The organism is Paraburkholderia tropica (assembly GCF_900109265.1).
Taxonomy (GTDB): Bacteria; Pseudomonadota; Gammaproteobacteria; order Burkholderiales; family Burkholderiaceae; genus Paraburkholderia; species Paraburkholderia tropica.
Genome location: NZ_FNZM01000005.1, coordinates 338,230 through 354,447, shown reverse-complemented (window position 1 = coordinate 354,447; position 16,218 = coordinate 338,230). Strand labels below are relative to the sequence as shown.

The window sequence follows — 16,218 nt, the reverse complement described above, 5'->3', positions numbered from 1 at the left end:
CCTTCTCACTTTCACGCCGACCGATCATGCACGCTGACGCGCCGCCTCCCGATTCTCGTGAACCTCGCGAACATCGCCGCACGCGCCGCTGGCCGCTGGCCGTCGCCGCGCTCGTCGTGATCGCGCTCGCGGCGCAAGGCATCTGGTCGCGCCACAGCGCGCACGCGGCGCTCGAACAGGACGCGCAGCATGCAAGCGTGCTGAGCGTGCAGGTGGTCTCGCCGCAGCGTTCGCAACACGCGCTCGATCTCGTGCTGCCGGGCAACGTGCAGGCCTTTCTCGACACGCCCATTTACGCGCGCACCAACGGCTATCTGCGCAAGTGGTACGTCGATATCGGCGCGCATGTGAAGGCGGGTCAGTTGCTCGCGGAAATCGACGCGCCCGAAGTGGACGATCAGTTGCGCGCGGCGCGCGCCGATCTCGCGAACGCCGAGGCCAATTACGCGCTCGCGAAAACCACCGCCGACCGCTGGACGCAGATGCTGCAAAACCGCTCGGTCTCGAAGCAGGAAACCGACGAAAAGGTCGGCGACATGCTGGCGAAAAAAGCCACGCTCGACGCGGCGCGTTTCAACGTGTCGCGGCTCACGCAGTTGCAGTCGTATCAGCGCGTGACCTCGCCGTTCGACGGCATCGTCACGGCGCGCAACGTGGACGTCGGCGCGCTGATCGACGCGGGCAGTTCGGGCGGTCCGCAAAAGGAGCTGTTTCATGTGGCGCAGGCCGACCGGCTGCGCGTCTATGCGAACGTGCCGCAAGCGTACGCGCAGCAGATCCGGCCCGGCGCGCACGCGTATCTGACGCTCAACGAAACGCAGGGCGCGCGCTATCCGGGCGTGATTGCGCGCTCGGCGGGCGCGGTCGATCCGCAGCAGCGCACGATGCTCGTCGAAGTCGACGTGAACAACGCCGATGGCACGCTGCTGCCCGGCGCCTACGCGCAGGTGCATTTCGCGCTCGACGGCGCGGCGACGCCGCTCACGCTGCCCGGCAATGCGTTTCTGTTCCGGCCGCATGGCGTGATGGTCGCGACCGTCGATGCAAACGATCGCGTGAAGCTCGTGAAGGTGACGCTCGGCACCGACTTCGGCACGCGCGTGGCCGTCGCCGACGGACTCGGCGCGCAGGCGCGCGTGATCGTCAATCCGCAGGATTCGATCGTCGACGGCACGCCGGTGCGCATCGTCGAGCCGAACGCGAAGAAAGCCGCGCCCGCCGGTTCGGAGTCGGAGGGATCATGACGCGGCGCTTTCTCGATCTCACCGCGCGGGCCTTGTGCATCGTCGGCGTGAGCGCGCTCGTCGCCGGCTGCAAGGTCGGCCCCGACTACGTACGGCCGACGGCGCAGGTCGCCGCCACTTACAAGGAAACCGACGCCGACGCAAAAGCGCTCGACGGCACCGGCTGGGCGCTCGCGCAGCCCGCCGACGGCGCGCCGCGCGGCGCGTGGTGGCAGATCTACGGCGACACCGAACTCGACGCACTGGAAACCCGCGTCGCCGAAGCGAACCAGAACGTGCAGGCCGCACAGGCGCGCTTTCGCGCGGCACGCGCGAACGTCGCGCAGCAACGCTCCAGCTTCTTTCCGGTCGTGACCGCCGGCGGCGACTTTTCGCGCGCGCGCACCTCGGAGAACCTCGCGTACACCTCGAAGGCCGGGCGCACGATCAACGACTACAGCGTGGGCCTCGACGCCACCTGGGAACCCGACGTCTGGGGACGCGTCGCGCGCAGCGTCGAAAGCGCGCGCGCCAACGCGCAGGCGAGCGCCGCGGACATGCAGGCCGTGCTGCTCTCGATGCAGGCCGAACTCGCGACCGATTATTTCGAACTGCGCGGCATCGACCGCGAGCGCCAGTTGCTCGACGACACGCTCGCCGCCTATCGCGAGTCGCTCGCGCTCACGCAGCATCGCTACGACGGCGGCATCGCCACCGACGCCGATGTCGGCCAGGCGCAGACGCAATTGCAGACCACCGAGGCGCAGGCGATCGATCTCGGCGTGCAGCGCGCGCAGCTCGAACACGCCATCGCGATTCTCACGGGACAGCCGCCTTCCACGTTCACGCTCGCTGTGCTGCGCGGCGCGCCGCTCTCGGCGCAACCGTTCGCCTCGCCGCCCGGCGTACCGTCGACGCTGCTGGAGCGCCGCCCCGACATCGCCGCCGCCGAGCGTCGCGTGGCCGCCGCCAATGCGCAGGTCGGCGTGGCCACGGCGGCGTTCTTCCCGAGCCTGATGCTCGCGGTGACGGGCGGTCTGGAGGCGACGAACTACAGCCAATGGCTCGTCGCGCCCGCACGCTTCTGGTCGCTCGGCCCGGCGCTCGCGGGCACGCTGCTCGACTTCGGCGGACGCGAGGCGGTGCGCGACGAGGCGCGCGCGCAATACGACGCCAGCGTCGCGCAGTATCGGCAAACCGTGCTCGACGCGTTCGGCCAGGTCGAGGACAACCTCGCGGCGCTGCGCGTGCTCGAACAGGAAGCCGTGGCGCAGGATCGCGCGGTGGACGCCGCGAAGCGCACGCTGGCGATCGTCGAGGATCGCTACAAGAACGGTGCGATCACGTATCTCGATGTGGTGGTCGCGCAGACCACGACACTGTCCAACGAGCGGCAGGCGGTGGCGATCGCGCGGCGGCGGCTTGCGGCGAGCGTCGCGCTCGTGAAGGCGCTTGGCGGCGGATGGCGCGCGGCGGCGCTGGATTCGGTCGATGGGGGCGCGCCGACGTCGGCGTCGGCGTCGGCGTCGGCGTCGGCTTCGGCGTCGGCTTCGGCGTCGGCTTCGGCGTCGGCTTCGGTTGCTCGCGCAACCAGCGACGCGGCCTCTTCCTCTGCTTCGTCCGCTCCTTCGCACAACTGACGCTGTCGCAGCACGCAAAACCCGCCCCACGCTGCCAATCGACGCGGCACCGATCGTGCAACAGGCGTATCGTTGCGCCTTTGCCATTTTCCGCAAGGAGTTCCAGTCGTGACCGCATCACCGGGCGCCGACCGCAAGACCGCGCCCAGCAGCGCCTCCGCCGCTTCCCCGAGCGCGACCCTTCCCTATATCGAGCGCGGCAGCCCCGCCTTCTGGCGCGCGAGTCTCGCGCTGCTGTTCGCGGGCTACGCCACGTTTTCGCTGCTCTACTGCGTCCAGCCGCTCCTGCCCGCGTTCTCGCAGACGTTCGGCGTGAGCCCCGCGCAAAGCAGTCTCTCGCTCTCGTTTTCCACCGCCGCGCTCGCGGGCGCGATCTTCGTCGCGGGCTTCTTCTCCGAAGGCTGGAGCCGACGCGCGATGATGACGGCCTCGCTCACGGCCTCGTCGCTGCTGACGCTCGCCGTCGCGTTCGTGCCCCACTGGGAAACATTGCTGGTGCTGCGCACGCTCGAAGGCATCGCGCTCGGCGGCGTGCCCGCAGTCGCGATGGCCTGGCTCGCCGAGGAAATGCATCCCGAGGGCCTCGGCCTCTCGATGGGTCTCTACGTTGGCGGCACCGCGATCGGCGGCATGGCCGGACGCGTGATCACCGGCATCTGCACCGACCTGTTCGGCTGGCGCGTGGCCGTGGCCGTGATCGGCGTGCTGGGGCTCTGCTCGATGTTCGCGTTCCGCTCGCTGCTGCCGCCGTCGCGCCATTTCGTGCCCAAACGCGGGCTCGGCTTCTCGCATCACCGCGCGGCGCTCATCCGCCACTTCGGACGGCCCGGCCTGCCCGTGCTGTTCGTGATGGGTTTCGTGCTGATGGGCAGCTTCGTCACGCTCTACAACTACATCGGCTACCGGCTGATCGCGCCGCCGTACAGCATGAGCCAGGCGGCCATCGGCGCGATCTTCCTCGTCTACCTGACCGGCGTGGTGGCCTCGCCGTGGTCGGGCCGCATGGCCGACACCTTCGGTCGCGGACGCGTGCTGATCGCGAGCCTCGCGCTGATGCTCGCGGGCGTCGTGCTGACGATGTTCACGCCGCTCTACGCGATCGCCGCGGGCATCGCGTGCCTGACGATCGGCTTCTTCGCGGGCCACGCGGTCGCGAGCGGCTGGGTCGGCCGGCTCGCGCGCGAAGCCAAGGGCCAGGCCGCGGCACTCTATTTGCTGGCCTATTACCTGGGTTCGAGCATCATGGGTTCGGTCGGCGGCCACTTCTGGGCCGGCTGGGGCTGGAGCGGCGTCGCGGGTCTGGTCGCCGTGCTGCTGGTGGCCGGGCTGGCGCTGGCAAGCGTGTTGCGCGCGCGCGAACGCGAAGGCGCGGCTTGATCGGTCAGGTCCGGCGGGGCGGCTGAGGGTGCATCAACGGTGCATCAAACGGCGCAGCCCGGATGCATTCGAGCGCGCATTCGAAGCTGCATTCGAAGCGACATTCGACGCAGCACGCATCGAATCGAAAGCTGTTCGTAACCTGAAGTCGCTGCGCGCGCGCACCGCACGGTGTCCGTCGCGACGCCGCGAGGTCCCGCCACACGGGCCTGCGCGGCCGTGCGGCGGCGCACACGCGGCACGCGTGGGAGGCGTCTCGTTTGCAAGCCTCACCTATACTCGATTCAGGCCCGCAGCCGCAGCGCCGCACGCCGTGCGACAGAAGAAAGCCGTTTGAACGCGCCGCGCCTGCCGCCCCACGAAAAAAGGAGACGAGCATGGAAGGATATTTCACGATCGGCGATTTCGTGATGATCATCCCGATGGCCCTTGCCGGCGCGCTCTTTCTCGGCGCCTTGCCCTGCGCGACCGAATTCCGGCACAACACCTTGCGCGTGATCGGCGCACTGATCGGCGCCATGGTCGCGGTCGCGCTGGTCGAAACGTTGCCGGCGCTGATGTAGCGATTCAGACGGCGCGCAACGGCGCGGACACTGCGGACGTTTGGGGGTTCCGCGTCGTCTGCGAGGTTGTCTGGCGTGGCTGACGTGCGCTTGAGTCCGCTCAGGCGCATGCAGGCGCGCCGTCATGCGCGGACGCCTGGGCGTGCCGCGCTACTTGCCGCGCATGTCAGCGCAAACCGCACTCCCCTACACCCGGCTGCAATCCCTTGAGCTGACGCGCGGCCGCGCGCCAGTACGCCTCGCGCGTCGTCGCGGATGCGGCGGCATCGTCCGCATCATCATGGTCGGCGACGAGCGCGGGCAGCGCGACCCACGGCAGCGTCGGATACAGATGATGTTGCCGATGCAGATGATGATTCATCAGCATCAAGCCGATCACGCGCGGCACCCGAAAGTCGCGCGAGCGACCCGGCTCGTCGAGCGCGACGCCGTAATGCGGCAGGTTATCCGCGAGCGACAGCCACAAGCCGCGCGCGAACATCGCCGCGGCCAGCACCGGCCACGCCTTCCCGTACAGCGCGAACGCGCACGCATACAGCGCCAGCGAGCAGAGCCAGTCGCGCCGTGCGCGGCGGCGCTTTTGCGGATCGGTCGCGTGATTCACAAAAAGACGCTGCACCTGAACGTCCTCGGCGCTCGCGCGTTCGCCGGGCGTGCCCACGCCGCGCGCGACGAGCGTGCGCGCGAGCCGCACTGGCAGAAACGCGAGCAGCGGCACGAGCAGTTCGCCCACATACAGGCCGCCAAGCAGCCGCACGTACCACGCGAGGCGACGCAGCCAGCGCGGGCCGTGTGCATCATCGACGTCGGGACGATCGAACGCCTCGCGCGTGAAGCGGTGATGCATCAGGTGTCCGAAACGCACGGCGTCGAACGGCATCGCCATGCCGATGGCCAGCAAGCGCGCGACGATTTCGTTCGCGCGTCGCGAGCGCAGCAATTGCCCGTGGATGCCTTCGTGAATCAATCCCCAGTGGATCGGCGTGGCGAGCACGACCGGCACGAGCGACGCCATCAGCGCGAAAGTCGGGCCGCCCGCCGCGCGCAACAGCAGTGGCAAACCGAACAGTTGATACGCGAGCGCAAGCGTGGCGACGGCGATGAGCGCGGTGTTGGCGCGCAGATCGGGTTTGCGTGCGGGTGTGCGCCCGGGCATGCGGCGGCCTGCCGTGCCGGCGGACGCGCGCGGCGCAGCGGCAGGCGGTGCGGACACTGCCTCGCCCAGGGTACGAACGGCGCTCGTCGACTCCATCGGCAATCCTCAGTGCAAAGACTGCCGCGACGTTAGCAGCGCTCCGTGACAGCCCCAGGACGCGCAGCCTTCGGCGTCGCAAGGCCTGTCACCGCGCATGACAACGTTGATGCCGAATAAAAAACGCCTCGCATGAAGCGAGGCGTCGGGCGTCCATCTTCACGCGTCCGCACACCGGACGCGCGCGATCAGATGTGCTGATCGGTCGACGGCTTTTCCCACAGATTCACGCCGCCTTCGGTCGCGAAACGATCAATCTCGGCCAGCTCTTCGGCCGAAAACTCGATGTTCTTCAGCGCCGCCACGTTCTCGCGCACCTGCTCCGCGCGGCTCGCGCCGATCAGCGCCGAGGTCACGCGGCCGCCGCGCAGCGTCCAGGCGATCGCCATCTGCGCGAGGCTCTGGCCGCGACGCTGCGCGAGTTCGTTGAGCTTGCGCACGTGCTCGATGTTCTGCGCGCTCAGATGCTCGCTCTTGAGCGAACCGCCGCCCGGACGGTTCACGCGCGCATCTTCCGGCACGCCGTTCAGATACTTGTTCGTGAGCAGGCCCTGCGCGAGCGGCGTGAACGCGATGCTGCCCGTGCCGATGTCTTCGAGCGTGTCGAGCAGATCGTGCTCGATCCAGCGGTTGAGCAGGTTGTACGACGGCTGATGAATCAGCAGCGGCACCTTGTACTCGGCCAGCAGTTTCGCCATTTCACGCGTCTTCTGCGCCGAATACGACGAAATGCCCACGTACAGCGCCTTGCCCTGCTGCACGGCCGTGGCGAGCGCGCCGGCGGTTTCTTCGAGCGGCGTTTCCACATCGAAACGGTGCGAGTAGAAGATGTCGACGTAATCAAGGCCCATGCGCTGCAGGCTCTGGTCGAGGCTCGCGAGCACGTACTTGCGCGAGCCGCCGCCCTGGCCGTACGGACCCGGCCACATGTCCCAGCCGGCCTTCGACGAGATCAGCAGCTCGTCGCGGTACGGACGGAAATCGTCCTTGAAAATACGGCCGAAATTGGTTTCGGCGCTGCCGTACGGCGGGCCGTAATTGTTCGCGAGGTCGAAGTGCGTGATGCCGAGATCGAAGGCCGTACGCAGAATGTCACGCTGCGTCGAAATCGGCGTGGTGTCGCCGAAGTTGTGCCACAGGCCGAGCGAGAGCGCCGGCAGCTTGAGTCCCGACTTGCCGCAAAAGCGGTATTGCATCTCCGAATAGCGTTCAGCAGCTGCTTCGTAGGCCATCGTTTGAATCCTCGACGAGAACAGGTTTTCAGGAAGTCCGGCGGCGGCGCTCGATACACGCGAATGCCGCTCCAGCAGCGGTTTGCGCCCGCTCGATACGCCGCGCGGGCTGCCATGTTAGCCAATCCGCGCGATGCGTGCAGAGGCCCATCATGTGGGATGCGAACATGGACGCCAAAGCGCGGCTCGCCTACACTGCGGCGTCCGTCCAACCCCGGGAGGTCTCTTATGATGAAAGCGGTTTCGTTCGCGCTGATCGCCTGCGGCGTGGTGCTGCTCTACTTCGGCGGCCAGTCGTTTCACTCGTTCTCGAACGACGTTTCGCGCCTCGTGACGGGCGCGCCCACCGACCGCACGATGACGTTGATCGTGGCCGGCGTGGCCGCGACCATTGCGGGCCTCACCGGTCTCGCGCTCAGCGGCCGCCGCCGCTAGCGCATCGGCTTTACATCGGCGGCACGTCTGTTTCACGAAGGGCGCGATGCGTGACGCGCGCGCCCTTTATCGTCGAACCTGCACCGTCAAACCAGCTTGACCTCGGGCTTCGAGGCCGAGCGCGAACCCGGCAGCGGCACGTTGCTCGCGCCGTGGTAGGTGTAGACGAGCGAGAACTTCACGTCGTTGCTCTGGTTCTGACCGGCCGAATGCAGCGTGTTGCAGTGGAAGAACACCACGTCGCCCTTTTGCAGCGTGGGCGACATGGCCTGCTCGATCCACGCCTGATTCTCCGGCACGTCGGAGCGGAAGAACTTGGCGGCGTCGAAGCTCGACGACGTGAACGGCGCCGTATGCGAGCCCGGCACGAACCACAGGCCGCCGTTCTCGACCGTTTCCGGCCCGAGCGCGAGCCACACGGAAACGAGGTCGTCGCGCTCGAACGACCAGTAGCGCACGTCGCGATGCCAGCCCGTGAGGCTGCCGTACGCGGGATGCTTGGTCATCATGCAGTTGTGATGCACGCGCGAGAGCATCGGCTCCTCGCCGAAATACAGCTCCATCCAGCCCGCGATTTCCGGCGACGTGGCCCACGAAGCGAATTGCGGATGACGCCCATAAGCGTCGAGCAGCCGCCGCACCGTATGACCGCCCGGCGCATCTTTCGAGTCGGGCGCGCCCGGATAACGCAGGTCGGCTTCGAATTCGACCGGCGCCTGCGCGGCCTTCAACTGCTCCTGCGCGATGCGCTTGATCTCGTCGCAACGCTCGGGCGCGACGAGGCCCGGCACGACCACGAAGCCGCGCTCGCGCAGCGCCTGCACCTGTTCTTTCTTTGACTGAACTGACATGAGACTTCCGTTATTCGAGGCCTGCGAAGGCTGCGCACCGAAGCGGCTCCGATGACGCGCGAGGCGCGCAGCAGCGGCGCCCCGAGGCCTGTTTGCCCGAGCCTGCGCCGTTCGCTCGATTGTAAAGCGTGCGGGCTCGGGCGGAGACAAGCGTTAGCCATCCGGATGATATGAGTGCGTGCGCAATCCCGCGCCGGCGGCGAACGTATCCGGAGCACGCCGATGGCGCACGCGCACCGCGATGGCGAGAAAGGGCGCGATGACATGCCTCTTTATTGAGCACACGCGGGTATTAACCGACTTTCTGGCGTCACGATTCGCGTGTAGTCTGCGCGCATGCAGTTTCATCGCACTTCACCTCCAATGCGCGGACGGACCGCCAGCCAGACCTTGCCCAGCAAGGCGCTCGCCTCTTCGGGCCGATCCCCGCGCTCACTCTTTCGCCTTGCGCACGCCCAGCGTCTCGCCGCGCGAATTCCGCTATCGTGACTTCCCTGCAAACAGGCACGTTTGGTGCTCGAAGCATCACGTCGCGCGAGGCGCACACCGAACCCGATTCCGCACACGCCATGCATACCCTTTTCGATACTCGCCGTATGACTCGCGCCGCACTGAAGGCCGCGCGCCCCCGCCGTCATGTCGTCCGCGCGCTGCGCCATCACGCCGCACGCACGCACGCGCTCGCCCAGCACGTGCGTGAAGCGCGCCCCGTCGACGGTATGCGCGCCTGGTTCCACGCGTTCTTCTCGGTGCTGCGTCAGCGCGCCGGTTCGCGCCACTTCTCGCTGCGCACGCTGCTCTATCGTCCGAACACGACGCTGCGCACGCTCGCCGCGCCCTCGACCGTCCATACGGCGCGCAACACGCGCCGGCCGCGCCGCATGGGCGCGAGCAGCGAAGGCTGGTTCGGTTTCGCGATGCGTTAAAAGACACGCGCAGAAAAACAAAACCCCGCACGGGCGCGAGCCCTGCGGGGTTTTTCATGGCGCGTGCGACGCCGCGCGAGCGGCATCGCACGACGCAGCGTGCTTACGCCAGCGCGACGACGGGTTCCGTGCCGGCGGCTTCAGCCAGCGCGAGCGCCTTGTCGGTGGCTTCCCACGAGAATTCCGGCTCTTCGCGGCCGAAGTGGCCGTAAGCAGCGGTCTTTTCGTAGATCGGACGCAGCAGGTCGAGCATCTGGATGATGCCCTTCGGACGCAGGTCGAAGTGTTCGCGCACGAGCTTCGTGATGGTCGCGTCCGAAACCTTGCCGGTGCCGAACGTGTTGACCATGACCGAGGTCGGCTCGGCCACGCCGATCGCGTACGAGACCTGAATCAGGCAGCGCGACGCGAGGCCGGCGGCCACGATGTTCTTCGCGACGTAACGGCCGGCGTAGGCAGCCGAACGGTCGACCTTCGACGGATCCTTGCCCGAGAACGCGCCGCCGCCGTGCGGAGCTGCGCCGCCGTACGTGTCGACGATGATCTTGCGGCCCGTGAGACCGCAGTCGCCTTGCGGGCCACCGATCACGAAACGGCCGGTCGGGTTCACGAGGAACTTGATGTCGCCCTTGATCAGGTCGGCCGGCAGGACCGGCTTGATGACTTCTTCGATCACGGCTTCGCGCAGCGTGCCGAGGTCGATGTCCGGCGAGTGCTGCGTGGACAGCACGACCGTGTCGATCGCGTGCGGCTTGCCGTCGACGTAGCGCACGGTGACCTGCGACTTCGCGTCCGGACGCAGCCAGGGCAGACGGCCGTCGCGGCGCAGGTTCGACTGGCGCTCGACCAGACGGTGCGAAAGGTGGATCGGCAGCGGCATCAGCTCGGGCGTTTCGTCGCATGCATAACCGAACATCAGGCCCTGGTCGCCGGCGCCTTGATCGAGGTTGTTGTCGTGCGCGCGGTCCACGCCCTGGGCGATGTCCGGCGACTGCTTGTCGTAGGCGACGAGCACCGCGCAGCCGCGGTAGTCGATGCCGTAGTCGGTGTTGTCGTAGCCGATGCGCTTGATCGTGTCGCGCGCGACCTGGATGTAATCGACGTTGGCCGTGGTGGTGATTTCACCGGCGAGCACGACGAGACCCGTGTTGCAGAGCGTTTCCGCTGCAACGCGCGAGTATTTGTCTTGCGTAAGGATGGCGTCGAGAATCGCGTCCGAGATCTGGTCGGCGACCTTGTCCGGATGGCCTTCCGAAACGGATTCGGAGGTGAAGAAATAATCGTTTGCCACGTGTAAGGCTCCTTGTAGCTGGTGACGGTGGTACTCACGTTGCCAGCTTCGGGCCTCGAAGCGGCGACGCTTTAGCGGATTACCAGACCGGCGCGCCTGCAGATCGGTCGAAAAGAACGATGTGCGGCAAACCGGCTTCGCCCCGCAAGTTGTCAGTTAACTCGGCGAAGCCCGTATTATAGCGACTTCCCTAATTTGTCGCAGAGTCGCCGCGCGTGTTGTCAATCGCCTTCTCCAGTTCGTTTACGCCAGTCTTGGGAGCCGCATCATGCTCGGCAAGCTAGGCTCCCGTTTCGCCATCGGCCTGCTCAAGCTGTTCGCGATCTTGCCCTATGGCTTCGTCGCGCGCCTCGGCGACGGCCTCGGCTGGCTGCTTTATCAGATCCCGAGCCGCCGCAAGCGCGTCGTGCACACCAATCTGCGCCTGTGCTTCCCCGAGTGGAGCGACGAGAAGCGCGAGGACGTGGCGGGCAAGCATTTCCGCCAGGCCATCCGCAGCTATATGGAGCGCAGCGTGCAGTGGTTCGGCTCGGCGAAGAAGCTCGAAAAGCTGATCCAGCTCGACAGCGAAGTCGATCTCACCGATCCCGATCTGCCGCCCACGCTGTTCCTCGGCCTGCATTTCGTGGGGATCGAGGCGGGGTCGATGTTCCTGAACTACTCGCTGCATCGCCCGTGCGGCTCGCTGTATCAGCCGTTCTCGAACCCCGAGTTCGAAGCCGCCGCGAAAGCCGGCCGCAGCCGCTTCGGCGCCGAAATGGTCAGCCGCGCGGACAGCGCGCGCGCCGTGCTGCGCTGGCTGCGCGACCGCAAGCCCGTGATGCTCGGCGCCGACATGGACTACGGCATGCGCAATTCCACCTTCGTGCCCTTCTTCGGCGTGCCCGCGTGCACGCTCACGGCGGTCGGGCGTCTCGCGAAAGTGGGCCATGCGCAGGTCGTGCCGTTCATCGGCGAGGTGCTGCCCAATTACAAAGGTTATCGGCTGAAAATCTTCAAACCTTGGGACAATTACCCGACCGGCAACGACGAGGAAGACGCGCGCCGCATGAACGCCTTCCTCGAAGAGCAGATTCCGCGCATTCCCGAGCAGTATTACTGGGTGCACAAGCGCTTCAAGACGCGGCCGCCCGGCGAACCGAGCGTCTACTCGTAAGCGTCTCGCCACGACCGAAGGCGCGCGGGCGCGGGTCCGCGCGTCGCTTACAATAACGGCATGAAACTCAAATTCACCAAGATGCACGGCGCGGGCAACGACTTCGTCGTGCTCGACGGCTACAGCGAAGACCTCGCGCTCACGCCCGAGCGCGTGCGCGCGCTCGCCGACCGCCACTTCGGCGTCGGCGCCGATCAGTTGCTGCTGGTCGAAAAGCCGACCGTCGACGGCGTCGACTTCCGCTATCGCATCTTCAATTGCGACGGCGGCGAGGTCGAGCATTGCGGCAACGGCGCGCGCTGCTTCGTGAAATTCGTGCGCGATCGCAAGCTCACCACGGCGGACCGCATCCGCGTGCAGGTGCAGAACGGCATCATCTCGCCCGCCATGCAGCCGAACGGCGAAGTCGTGGTCGACATGGGCAGCCCGGTGTTCGAACCGGCGCGTCTGCCGTTCGACGCGAGCGGTCTCGAAGGCCGCCGCGAAGGCAACGACACGCTCTGGCCGATCGACGTGAACGGCGAGACGCGCTGGATCTCGGCCGTGTCGATGGGCAATCCCCATGCGGTGCAGGTCGTCGATGACGTCGAGGCGTATCCGGTGCTCACGGAAGGTCCGCTCGTCGAAACGCATGCGCGCTTCCCGAACAAGGTCAACGCCGGTTTCATGGAAATCGTGTCGCGCACCGAAGTGCGTCTGCGCGTGTTCGAGCGCAGCGCGGGCGAAACGCTCGCGTGCGGCACGGGTGCGTGCGCGGCGGTGGCGGCGGGCATTCGCCGCGGTCTGCTCGATACGCCCGTGAAGGTGCACACGCACGGCGGCACGCTCACGATCGACTGGGACGGCGCGCGCGACGAAAACGCATCGCTCTTCATGGCCGGTCCGGCCACGACCGTCTTCGAAGGCGAGATCGAGCTGACGGTCTGAGTCGGCTCGGGCCGCCCGAGCCACTGCGGCACACGCAACACCCATCGGCAGTACACATCAGAAGCACCGCAGCATCGCATCACGCATGGCGCGCCGCCGCGCGCCGCTTCTTCACCGAAAGCGTCTACAACATGAACGATCGCGAAGTCGCCGACTACCTGCTCGCCCACCCCGATTTCTTCGTCGAGCACGCCGAACTGCTGGCGACGATCAAGCTCGGCAATCCGCACGGCAAGGCCGCCGTGTCGCTGCAGGAGCGCCAGATGGAAATGCTGCGCGAAAAGAACAAGCACCTCGAACTGCGCCTCGCCGAGCTGCTGCGCTACGGCCACGAGAACGACGGCATCGCCGCGCGCTTCGTGCGCTGGACTTCGCAGGTGGTCGCCGAGCGCGATCCGCATGCGCTGCCGCGCACGATCGCCGGGCAATTGCGCGCCGAATTCGACGTGCCGCTCGCGGCCCTGCGCGTCTGGGACGTCGCCGACGCCTATGCGCAAGCGGACTTCGCGAAGCACACGGGCGAGGAAGTGCGCCTGTTCGCCAACAGCCTCGACGTGCCGTATTGCGGCGCGAACACCGGCTTCGAAGCCGCGCAGTGGCTCGCCGCCGCGCCGGGCGCCGAAGGCGAGGAGCAGCCGACGCAGTCGGTCGCGATCGTCGCGCTGCGCCGCCGCGCGAACGACGAGGAAGGCGACCCGAGCGGCGACGCGTTCGGGCTGATCGTGCTCGGCTCGCCCGATCCGCGCCGCTTCCACGACGGCATGGCCACCGATTTCCTGCGCCAGATCGGCACGCTCGCGAGCGCGGCGCTCTCGCGCCTGCTGCCGCACTGACGCAGCCGCACTGAATTCGCACTGAAGCCGTGAACGCGCCCGATCCGATCGCCGACTACCTTGCCGAGCTCGAGCACGTGCGCCGCCTGTCGGCGCACACGCTGCGCGCCTACGCGCACGAACTCGACGAGCTGAAGAAGCTCGCCAAGGGCCGGCCGCTCGAACGCGTCGAAGCCGCCGAGGTGCGCGGCGCGGTGGCGCGCGCGCACGCGGGCGGCCTCGCGGCGCGCTCGATCGCGCACCGGCTGTCGGCGTGGCGCGCGTTCTATCGCTGGTATGCGGGGCGTGTCGAGCTCGACGCAAATCCCGTCGCCGCCGTGCGTGCGCCCAAGCGCGCGAAGACGCTGCCCAAGGCGCTGTCCGTCGACGACGCCACGCGCCTCATGGAGGCGCCGAATCCCGCGAGCACAGGCGCGGACAGCCTCGAAACGCTGCGTGACCACGCGATGCTCGAACTGTTTTACTCGTCGGGCCTGCGCCTCGCGGAACTGGTCGGACTCGACGTGCGCTACATCCGCCGCGACGGTTACGAGTCGTCGAGCTGGTTCAAGCGCGACGCCGCCGAAGTCGAAGTGCACGGCAAGGGCAACCGCCATCGCGTCGTGCCGGTCGGCAGTAAGGCGCTCGCCGCGCTCGACGCCTGGCTCGCGGTGCGCGACGCCTGGATCAAGCACGACGACGCGCCGCTGTTCGTCTCCGTGCGCGGCAACCGCATGGCGCCGGGCGTGGTGCGCGAGCGCGTCAAGCGCGCGGCGCTCGCGGCGGGCATTCCGGCGAACGTGCATCCGCACGTGCTGCGGCACTCGTTCGCCACGCATCTGCTGCAATCGAGCGGCGATCTGCGCGCCGTGCAGGAACTGCTGGGCCATGCGAGCATTTCGGCCACGCAGGTCTACACGTCGCTCGATTTCCAGCATCTCGCCAAGGTCTACGACAACGCCCATCCACGCGCGAAGAAGCGCGATTAGGGGCAATCAGACGGAGGCAATCAAGCGGCCTCCGCCGCGACCGGCCCGAACACTCCGGCGCGCGCGTGATCCTGAGCGACACGCGGCGCGCCCGCAAGCGGCAGGCGCAACGCCCGCCGCCGCATCACCTTTAGCGAAGCCATCATGAATATCGTCACCCTCAAGCCGTCGAAAGAAAAATCCCTGCTGCGCCGCCATCCCTGGGTCTACGCGAACGCGATCGACCGCGTCGAAGGCAAGCCCGCGTCCGGCGCCACGGTGATCGTGCGCGCCCACGACGGCCGCTTCCTCGCGCGCGCCGCCTACAGCCCGCATTCGCAGATCCGCGCGCGCGTCTGGAGCTTCGACGAAAACGAACCCATCGACCACGCGTTCTTCAAGCGCCGCGTGCAGCGCGCGCTCGCCCATCGTCAGGCGATGGTGCGCGACACCGGCGCCGTGCGTCTGATCTTCGGCGAGGCGGACGGTCTGCCCGGCCTGATCGTCGACTGGTACACCGAAGACGTCGCGCAGAACCCGCGCGGCCAGCTGGTCTGCCAGTTCATGGCGGCGGGCGTCGAGGCGTGGAAGGACGCGATCGTCAACGCGCTGACCTCGGCGACCGGCTGCCCGAACGTCTACGAGCGCTCGGACGTCTCGATCCGCGACAAGGAAGGGCTCGAACAGATCACCGGCCTGCTCGCCGGCGACGAACCGCCCGAAACGATCATCGCGAACGAAAACGGCGTGCGTTATCACGTCGACGTGCGCAACGGCCACAAGACCGGTTTCTATGTCGATCAGCGCGACAACCGCGCGCTCGTGCAGACCTGTGCGCAAGACCGCGACGTGCTCAACTGCTTCTGCTACACGGGCGGCTTCTCGCTCGCGGCGATGAAGGGCGGCGCGAAACGCGTGGTGTCGATCGACTCGTCGGGCGAGGCGCTGAACACCGCGCAGAAGAACGTGCAGGCCAACGGCTTCGACGCCGGGCGCGCCACCTGGCTCGACGCCGACGCGTTCAAGACGCTGCGCCGGCTGCACGAAGAAGGCGAGCGCTTCGACCTCGTGGTGCTCGATCCGCCCAAGTTCGCGGCGTCGCGCGAGCACGTGGACCGCGCCGCGCGTGCCTACAAGGACATCAATCTGACCGGTTTCAAGCTGCTGCGCCCGGGCGGCCTGCTGTTCACGTATTCGTGCTCGGGCGCGATCGACGCGGAGCTGTTCAAGAAGATCGTCGCGGGCGCGGCCGCCGACGCGAAGGTCGATGCGCGCATCATCAAGCGCCTCGGCGCGGGCGTCGATCATCCGCTGCTCACGGCGTTCCCGGAAGGCGAGTATCTGAAGGGCCTGCTGTTGCAAATCGCCTGAAGCGGCCTTATCTGCGGCTGGGTTCGCGAGCGGCGCTGTTCATCGCTATGCACTCGAAGTCGGGATGCGAAGCGCGGATTCGACCCCGAATCGCCTTCGCGTGTCCATTGAATCGAAGCCGCGCCAGCGCCCTCGCCGCAGATATGTTTCAATAGCTGGTTATGTTGTAACACCGCGAGATTCCGGCACGCGGG

Annotated in this window: 15 protein-coding genes; 11 read left to right on the top strand and 4 right to left on the bottom strand. The window is 67.3% G+C overall.

What is annotated here, in order from left to right:
• Positions 1-26: 26 nt before the first annotated feature.
• From BMY06_RS10420 to BMY06_RS10405, 4 genes are all read left to right on the top strand, one after another.
• A complete protein-coding gene (locus tag BMY06_RS10420; protein ID WP_074982943.1) occupies positions 27-1,244 on the top strand; it encodes an efflux RND transporter periplasmic adaptor subunit in 1,218 nt (405 codons plus the stop codon).
• A complete protein-coding gene (locus tag BMY06_RS10415; RefSeq protein ID WP_074982942.1) occupies positions 1,241-2,863 on the top strand; it encodes an efflux transporter outer membrane subunit in 1,623 nt (540 codons plus the stop codon). The genes BMY06_RS10420 and BMY06_RS10415 overlap by 4 nt, the downstream gene beginning before the upstream one ends.
• 108 nt (positions 2,864-2,971) lie before the next feature.
• Positions 2,972-4,240 (top strand): MFS transporter, encoded by a 1,269-nt coding sequence (locus BMY06_RS10410; protein WP_074982940.1) that lies wholly within the window; start codon positions 2,972-2,974, stop codon positions 4,238-4,240.
• 377 nt (positions 4,241-4,617) lie between these two features.
• A complete protein-coding gene (locus BMY06_RS10405) occupies positions 4,618-4,803 on the top strand; it encodes a hypothetical protein (RefSeq protein WP_065061901.1) in 186 nt (61 codons plus the stop codon).
• 166 nt (positions 4,804-4,969) lie between these two features.
• On the opposite strand, the gene BMY06_RS10400 is transcribed toward BMY06_RS10405, so the two are convergent.
• Positions 4,970-6,055 carry a fatty acid desaturase family protein gene (locus BMY06_RS10400; protein ID WP_080180595.1) on the bottom strand — a complete coding sequence of 362 codons (1,086 nt, stop codon included), beginning with the start codon at positions 6,053-6,055 and terminating at the stop codon, positions 4,970-4,972.
• Positions 6,056-6,243: 188 nt separating this feature from the next.
• Positions 6,244-7,287 carry an L-glyceraldehyde 3-phosphate reductase gene (gene mgrA / locus BMY06_RS10395; RefSeq protein ID WP_065061899.1) on the bottom strand — a complete coding sequence of 348 codons (1,044 nt, stop codon included), beginning with the start codon at positions 7,285-7,287 and terminating at the stop codon, positions 6,244-6,246.
• 228 nt (positions 7,288-7,515) lie between these two features.
• On the opposite strand from mgrA, the gene BMY06_RS10390 reads away from it, so the two are divergent.
• Positions 7,516-7,722 (top strand): DUF3185 family protein, encoded by a 207-nt coding sequence (locus BMY06_RS10390; RefSeq protein WP_065061896.1) that lies wholly within the window; start codon positions 7,516-7,518, stop codon positions 7,720-7,722.
• Positions 7,723-7,808: 86 nt separating this feature from the next.
• Here BMY06_RS10390 and BMY06_RS10385 read toward each other — a convergent pair whose 3' ends face one another.
• Positions 7,809-8,573: a phytanoyl-CoA dioxygenase family protein gene (locus BMY06_RS10385; protein ID WP_065061895.1), complete on the bottom strand. Its 765-nt coding sequence runs from the start codon at positions 8,571-8,573 to the stop codon at positions 7,809-7,811.
• A gap of 569 nt (positions 8,574-9,142) precedes the next feature.
• Here BMY06_RS10385 and BMY06_RS10380 point away from each other — a divergent pair.
• Complete coding sequence (locus tag BMY06_RS10380; RefSeq protein ID WP_065061893.1) at positions 9,143-9,499, top strand: hypothetical protein; 357 nt, start codon at positions 9,143-9,145, stop codon at positions 9,497-9,499.
• Between the two features lie 103 nt (positions 9,500-9,602).
• On the opposite strand, the gene metK is transcribed toward BMY06_RS10380, so the two are convergent.
• The gene (gene metK / locus BMY06_RS10375) at positions 9,603-10,790 is read right to left on the bottom strand and encodes a methionine adenosyltransferase (RefSeq protein ID WP_065061891.1); all 1,188 of its coding nucleotides are present in this window, start codon (positions 10,788-10,790) and stop codon (positions 9,603-9,605) included.
• Positions 10,791-11,058: 268 nt separating this feature from the next.
• On the opposite strand from metK, the gene BMY06_RS10370 reads away from it, so the two are divergent.
• The 5 genes from BMY06_RS10370 (at position 11,059) to BMY06_RS10350 (ending at position 16,024) form a co-directional block, all read left to right on the top strand.
• Positions 11,059-11,946: a lipid A biosynthesis lauroyl acyltransferase gene (locus BMY06_RS10370; protein ID WP_065061889.1), complete on the top strand. Its 888-nt coding sequence runs from the start codon at positions 11,059-11,061 to the stop codon at positions 11,944-11,946.
• Positions 11,947-12,006: 60 nt separating this feature from the next.
• The gene (dapF, locus tag BMY06_RS10365) at positions 12,007-12,873 is read left to right on the top strand and encodes a diaminopimelate epimerase (protein WP_065061887.1); all 867 of its coding nucleotides are present in this window, start codon (positions 12,007-12,009) and stop codon (positions 12,871-12,873) included.
• A gap of 131 nt (positions 12,874-13,004) precedes the next feature.
• Positions 13,005-13,706 carry a DUF484 family protein gene (locus BMY06_RS10360; RefSeq protein WP_074982938.1) on the top strand — a complete coding sequence of 234 codons (702 nt, stop codon included), beginning with the start codon at positions 13,005-13,007 and terminating at the stop codon, positions 13,704-13,706.
• Positions 13,707-13,735: 29 nt separating this feature from the next.
• Positions 13,736-14,674: a tyrosine recombinase XerC gene (gene xerC / locus BMY06_RS10355; RefSeq protein ID WP_065061883.1), complete on the top strand. Its 939-nt coding sequence runs from the start codon at positions 13,736-13,738 to the stop codon at positions 14,672-14,674.
• A 144-nt stretch (positions 14,675-14,818) separates the two neighbouring features.
• The gene (locus tag BMY06_RS10350) at positions 14,819-16,024 is read left to right on the top strand and encodes a class I SAM-dependent rRNA methyltransferase (RefSeq protein WP_074982936.1); all 1,206 of its coding nucleotides are present in this window, start codon (positions 14,819-14,821) and stop codon (positions 16,022-16,024) included.
• Positions 16,025-16,218 lie beyond the last annotated feature (194 nt).

What these genes read in the sequence shown, in the direction of transcription:
- BMY06_RS10380 (WP_065061893.1), top strand. Translation starts at nt 9,143, where the DNA reads ATGCATACCCTTTTCGATACTCGCCGTATGACTCGCGCCGCACTGAAG.
- BMY06_RS10420 (WP_074982943.1), top strand. Translation starts at nt 27, where the DNA reads ATGCACGCTGACGCGCCGCCTCCCGATTCTCGTGAACCTCGCGAACAT.
- BMY06_RS10415 (WP_074982942.1), top strand. Translation starts at nt 1,241, where the DNA reads ATGACGCGGCGCTTTCTCGATCTCACCGCGCGGGCCTTGTGCATCGTC.
- BMY06_RS10400 (WP_080180595.1), bottom strand. Translation starts at nt 6,055, where the DNA reads ATGGAGTCGACGAGCGCCGTTCGTACCCTGGGCGAGGCAGTGTCCGCA.
- BMY06_RS10390 (WP_065061896.1), top strand. Translation starts at nt 7,516, where the DNA reads ATGATGAAAGCGGTTTCGTTCGCGCTGATCGCCTGCGGCGTGGTGCTG.
- mgrA (WP_065061899.1), bottom strand. Translation starts at nt 7,287, where the DNA reads ATGGCCTACGAAGCAGCTGCTGAACGCTATTCGGAGATGCAATACCGC.
- BMY06_RS10385 (WP_065061895.1), bottom strand. Translation starts at nt 8,573, where the DNA reads ATGTCAGTTCAGTCAAAGAAAGAACAGGTGCAGGCGCTGCGCGAGCGC.
- BMY06_RS10360 (WP_074982938.1), top strand. Translation starts at nt 13,005, where the DNA reads ATGAACGATCGCGAAGTCGCCGACTACCTGCTCGCCCACCCCGATTTC.
- BMY06_RS10350 (WP_074982936.1), top strand. Translation starts at nt 14,819, where the DNA reads ATGAATATCGTCACCCTCAAGCCGTCGAAAGAAAAATCCCTGCTGCGC.
- BMY06_RS10370 (WP_065061889.1), top strand. Translation starts at nt 11,059, where the DNA reads ATGCTCGGCAAGCTAGGCTCCCGTTTCGCCATCGGCCTGCTCAAGCTG.
- dapF (WP_065061887.1), top strand. Translation starts at nt 12,007, where the DNA reads ATGAAACTCAAATTCACCAAGATGCACGGCGCGGGCAACGACTTCGTC.
- BMY06_RS10405 (WP_065061901.1), top strand. Translation starts at nt 4,618, where the DNA reads ATGGAAGGATATTTCACGATCGGCGATTTCGTGATGATCATCCCGATG.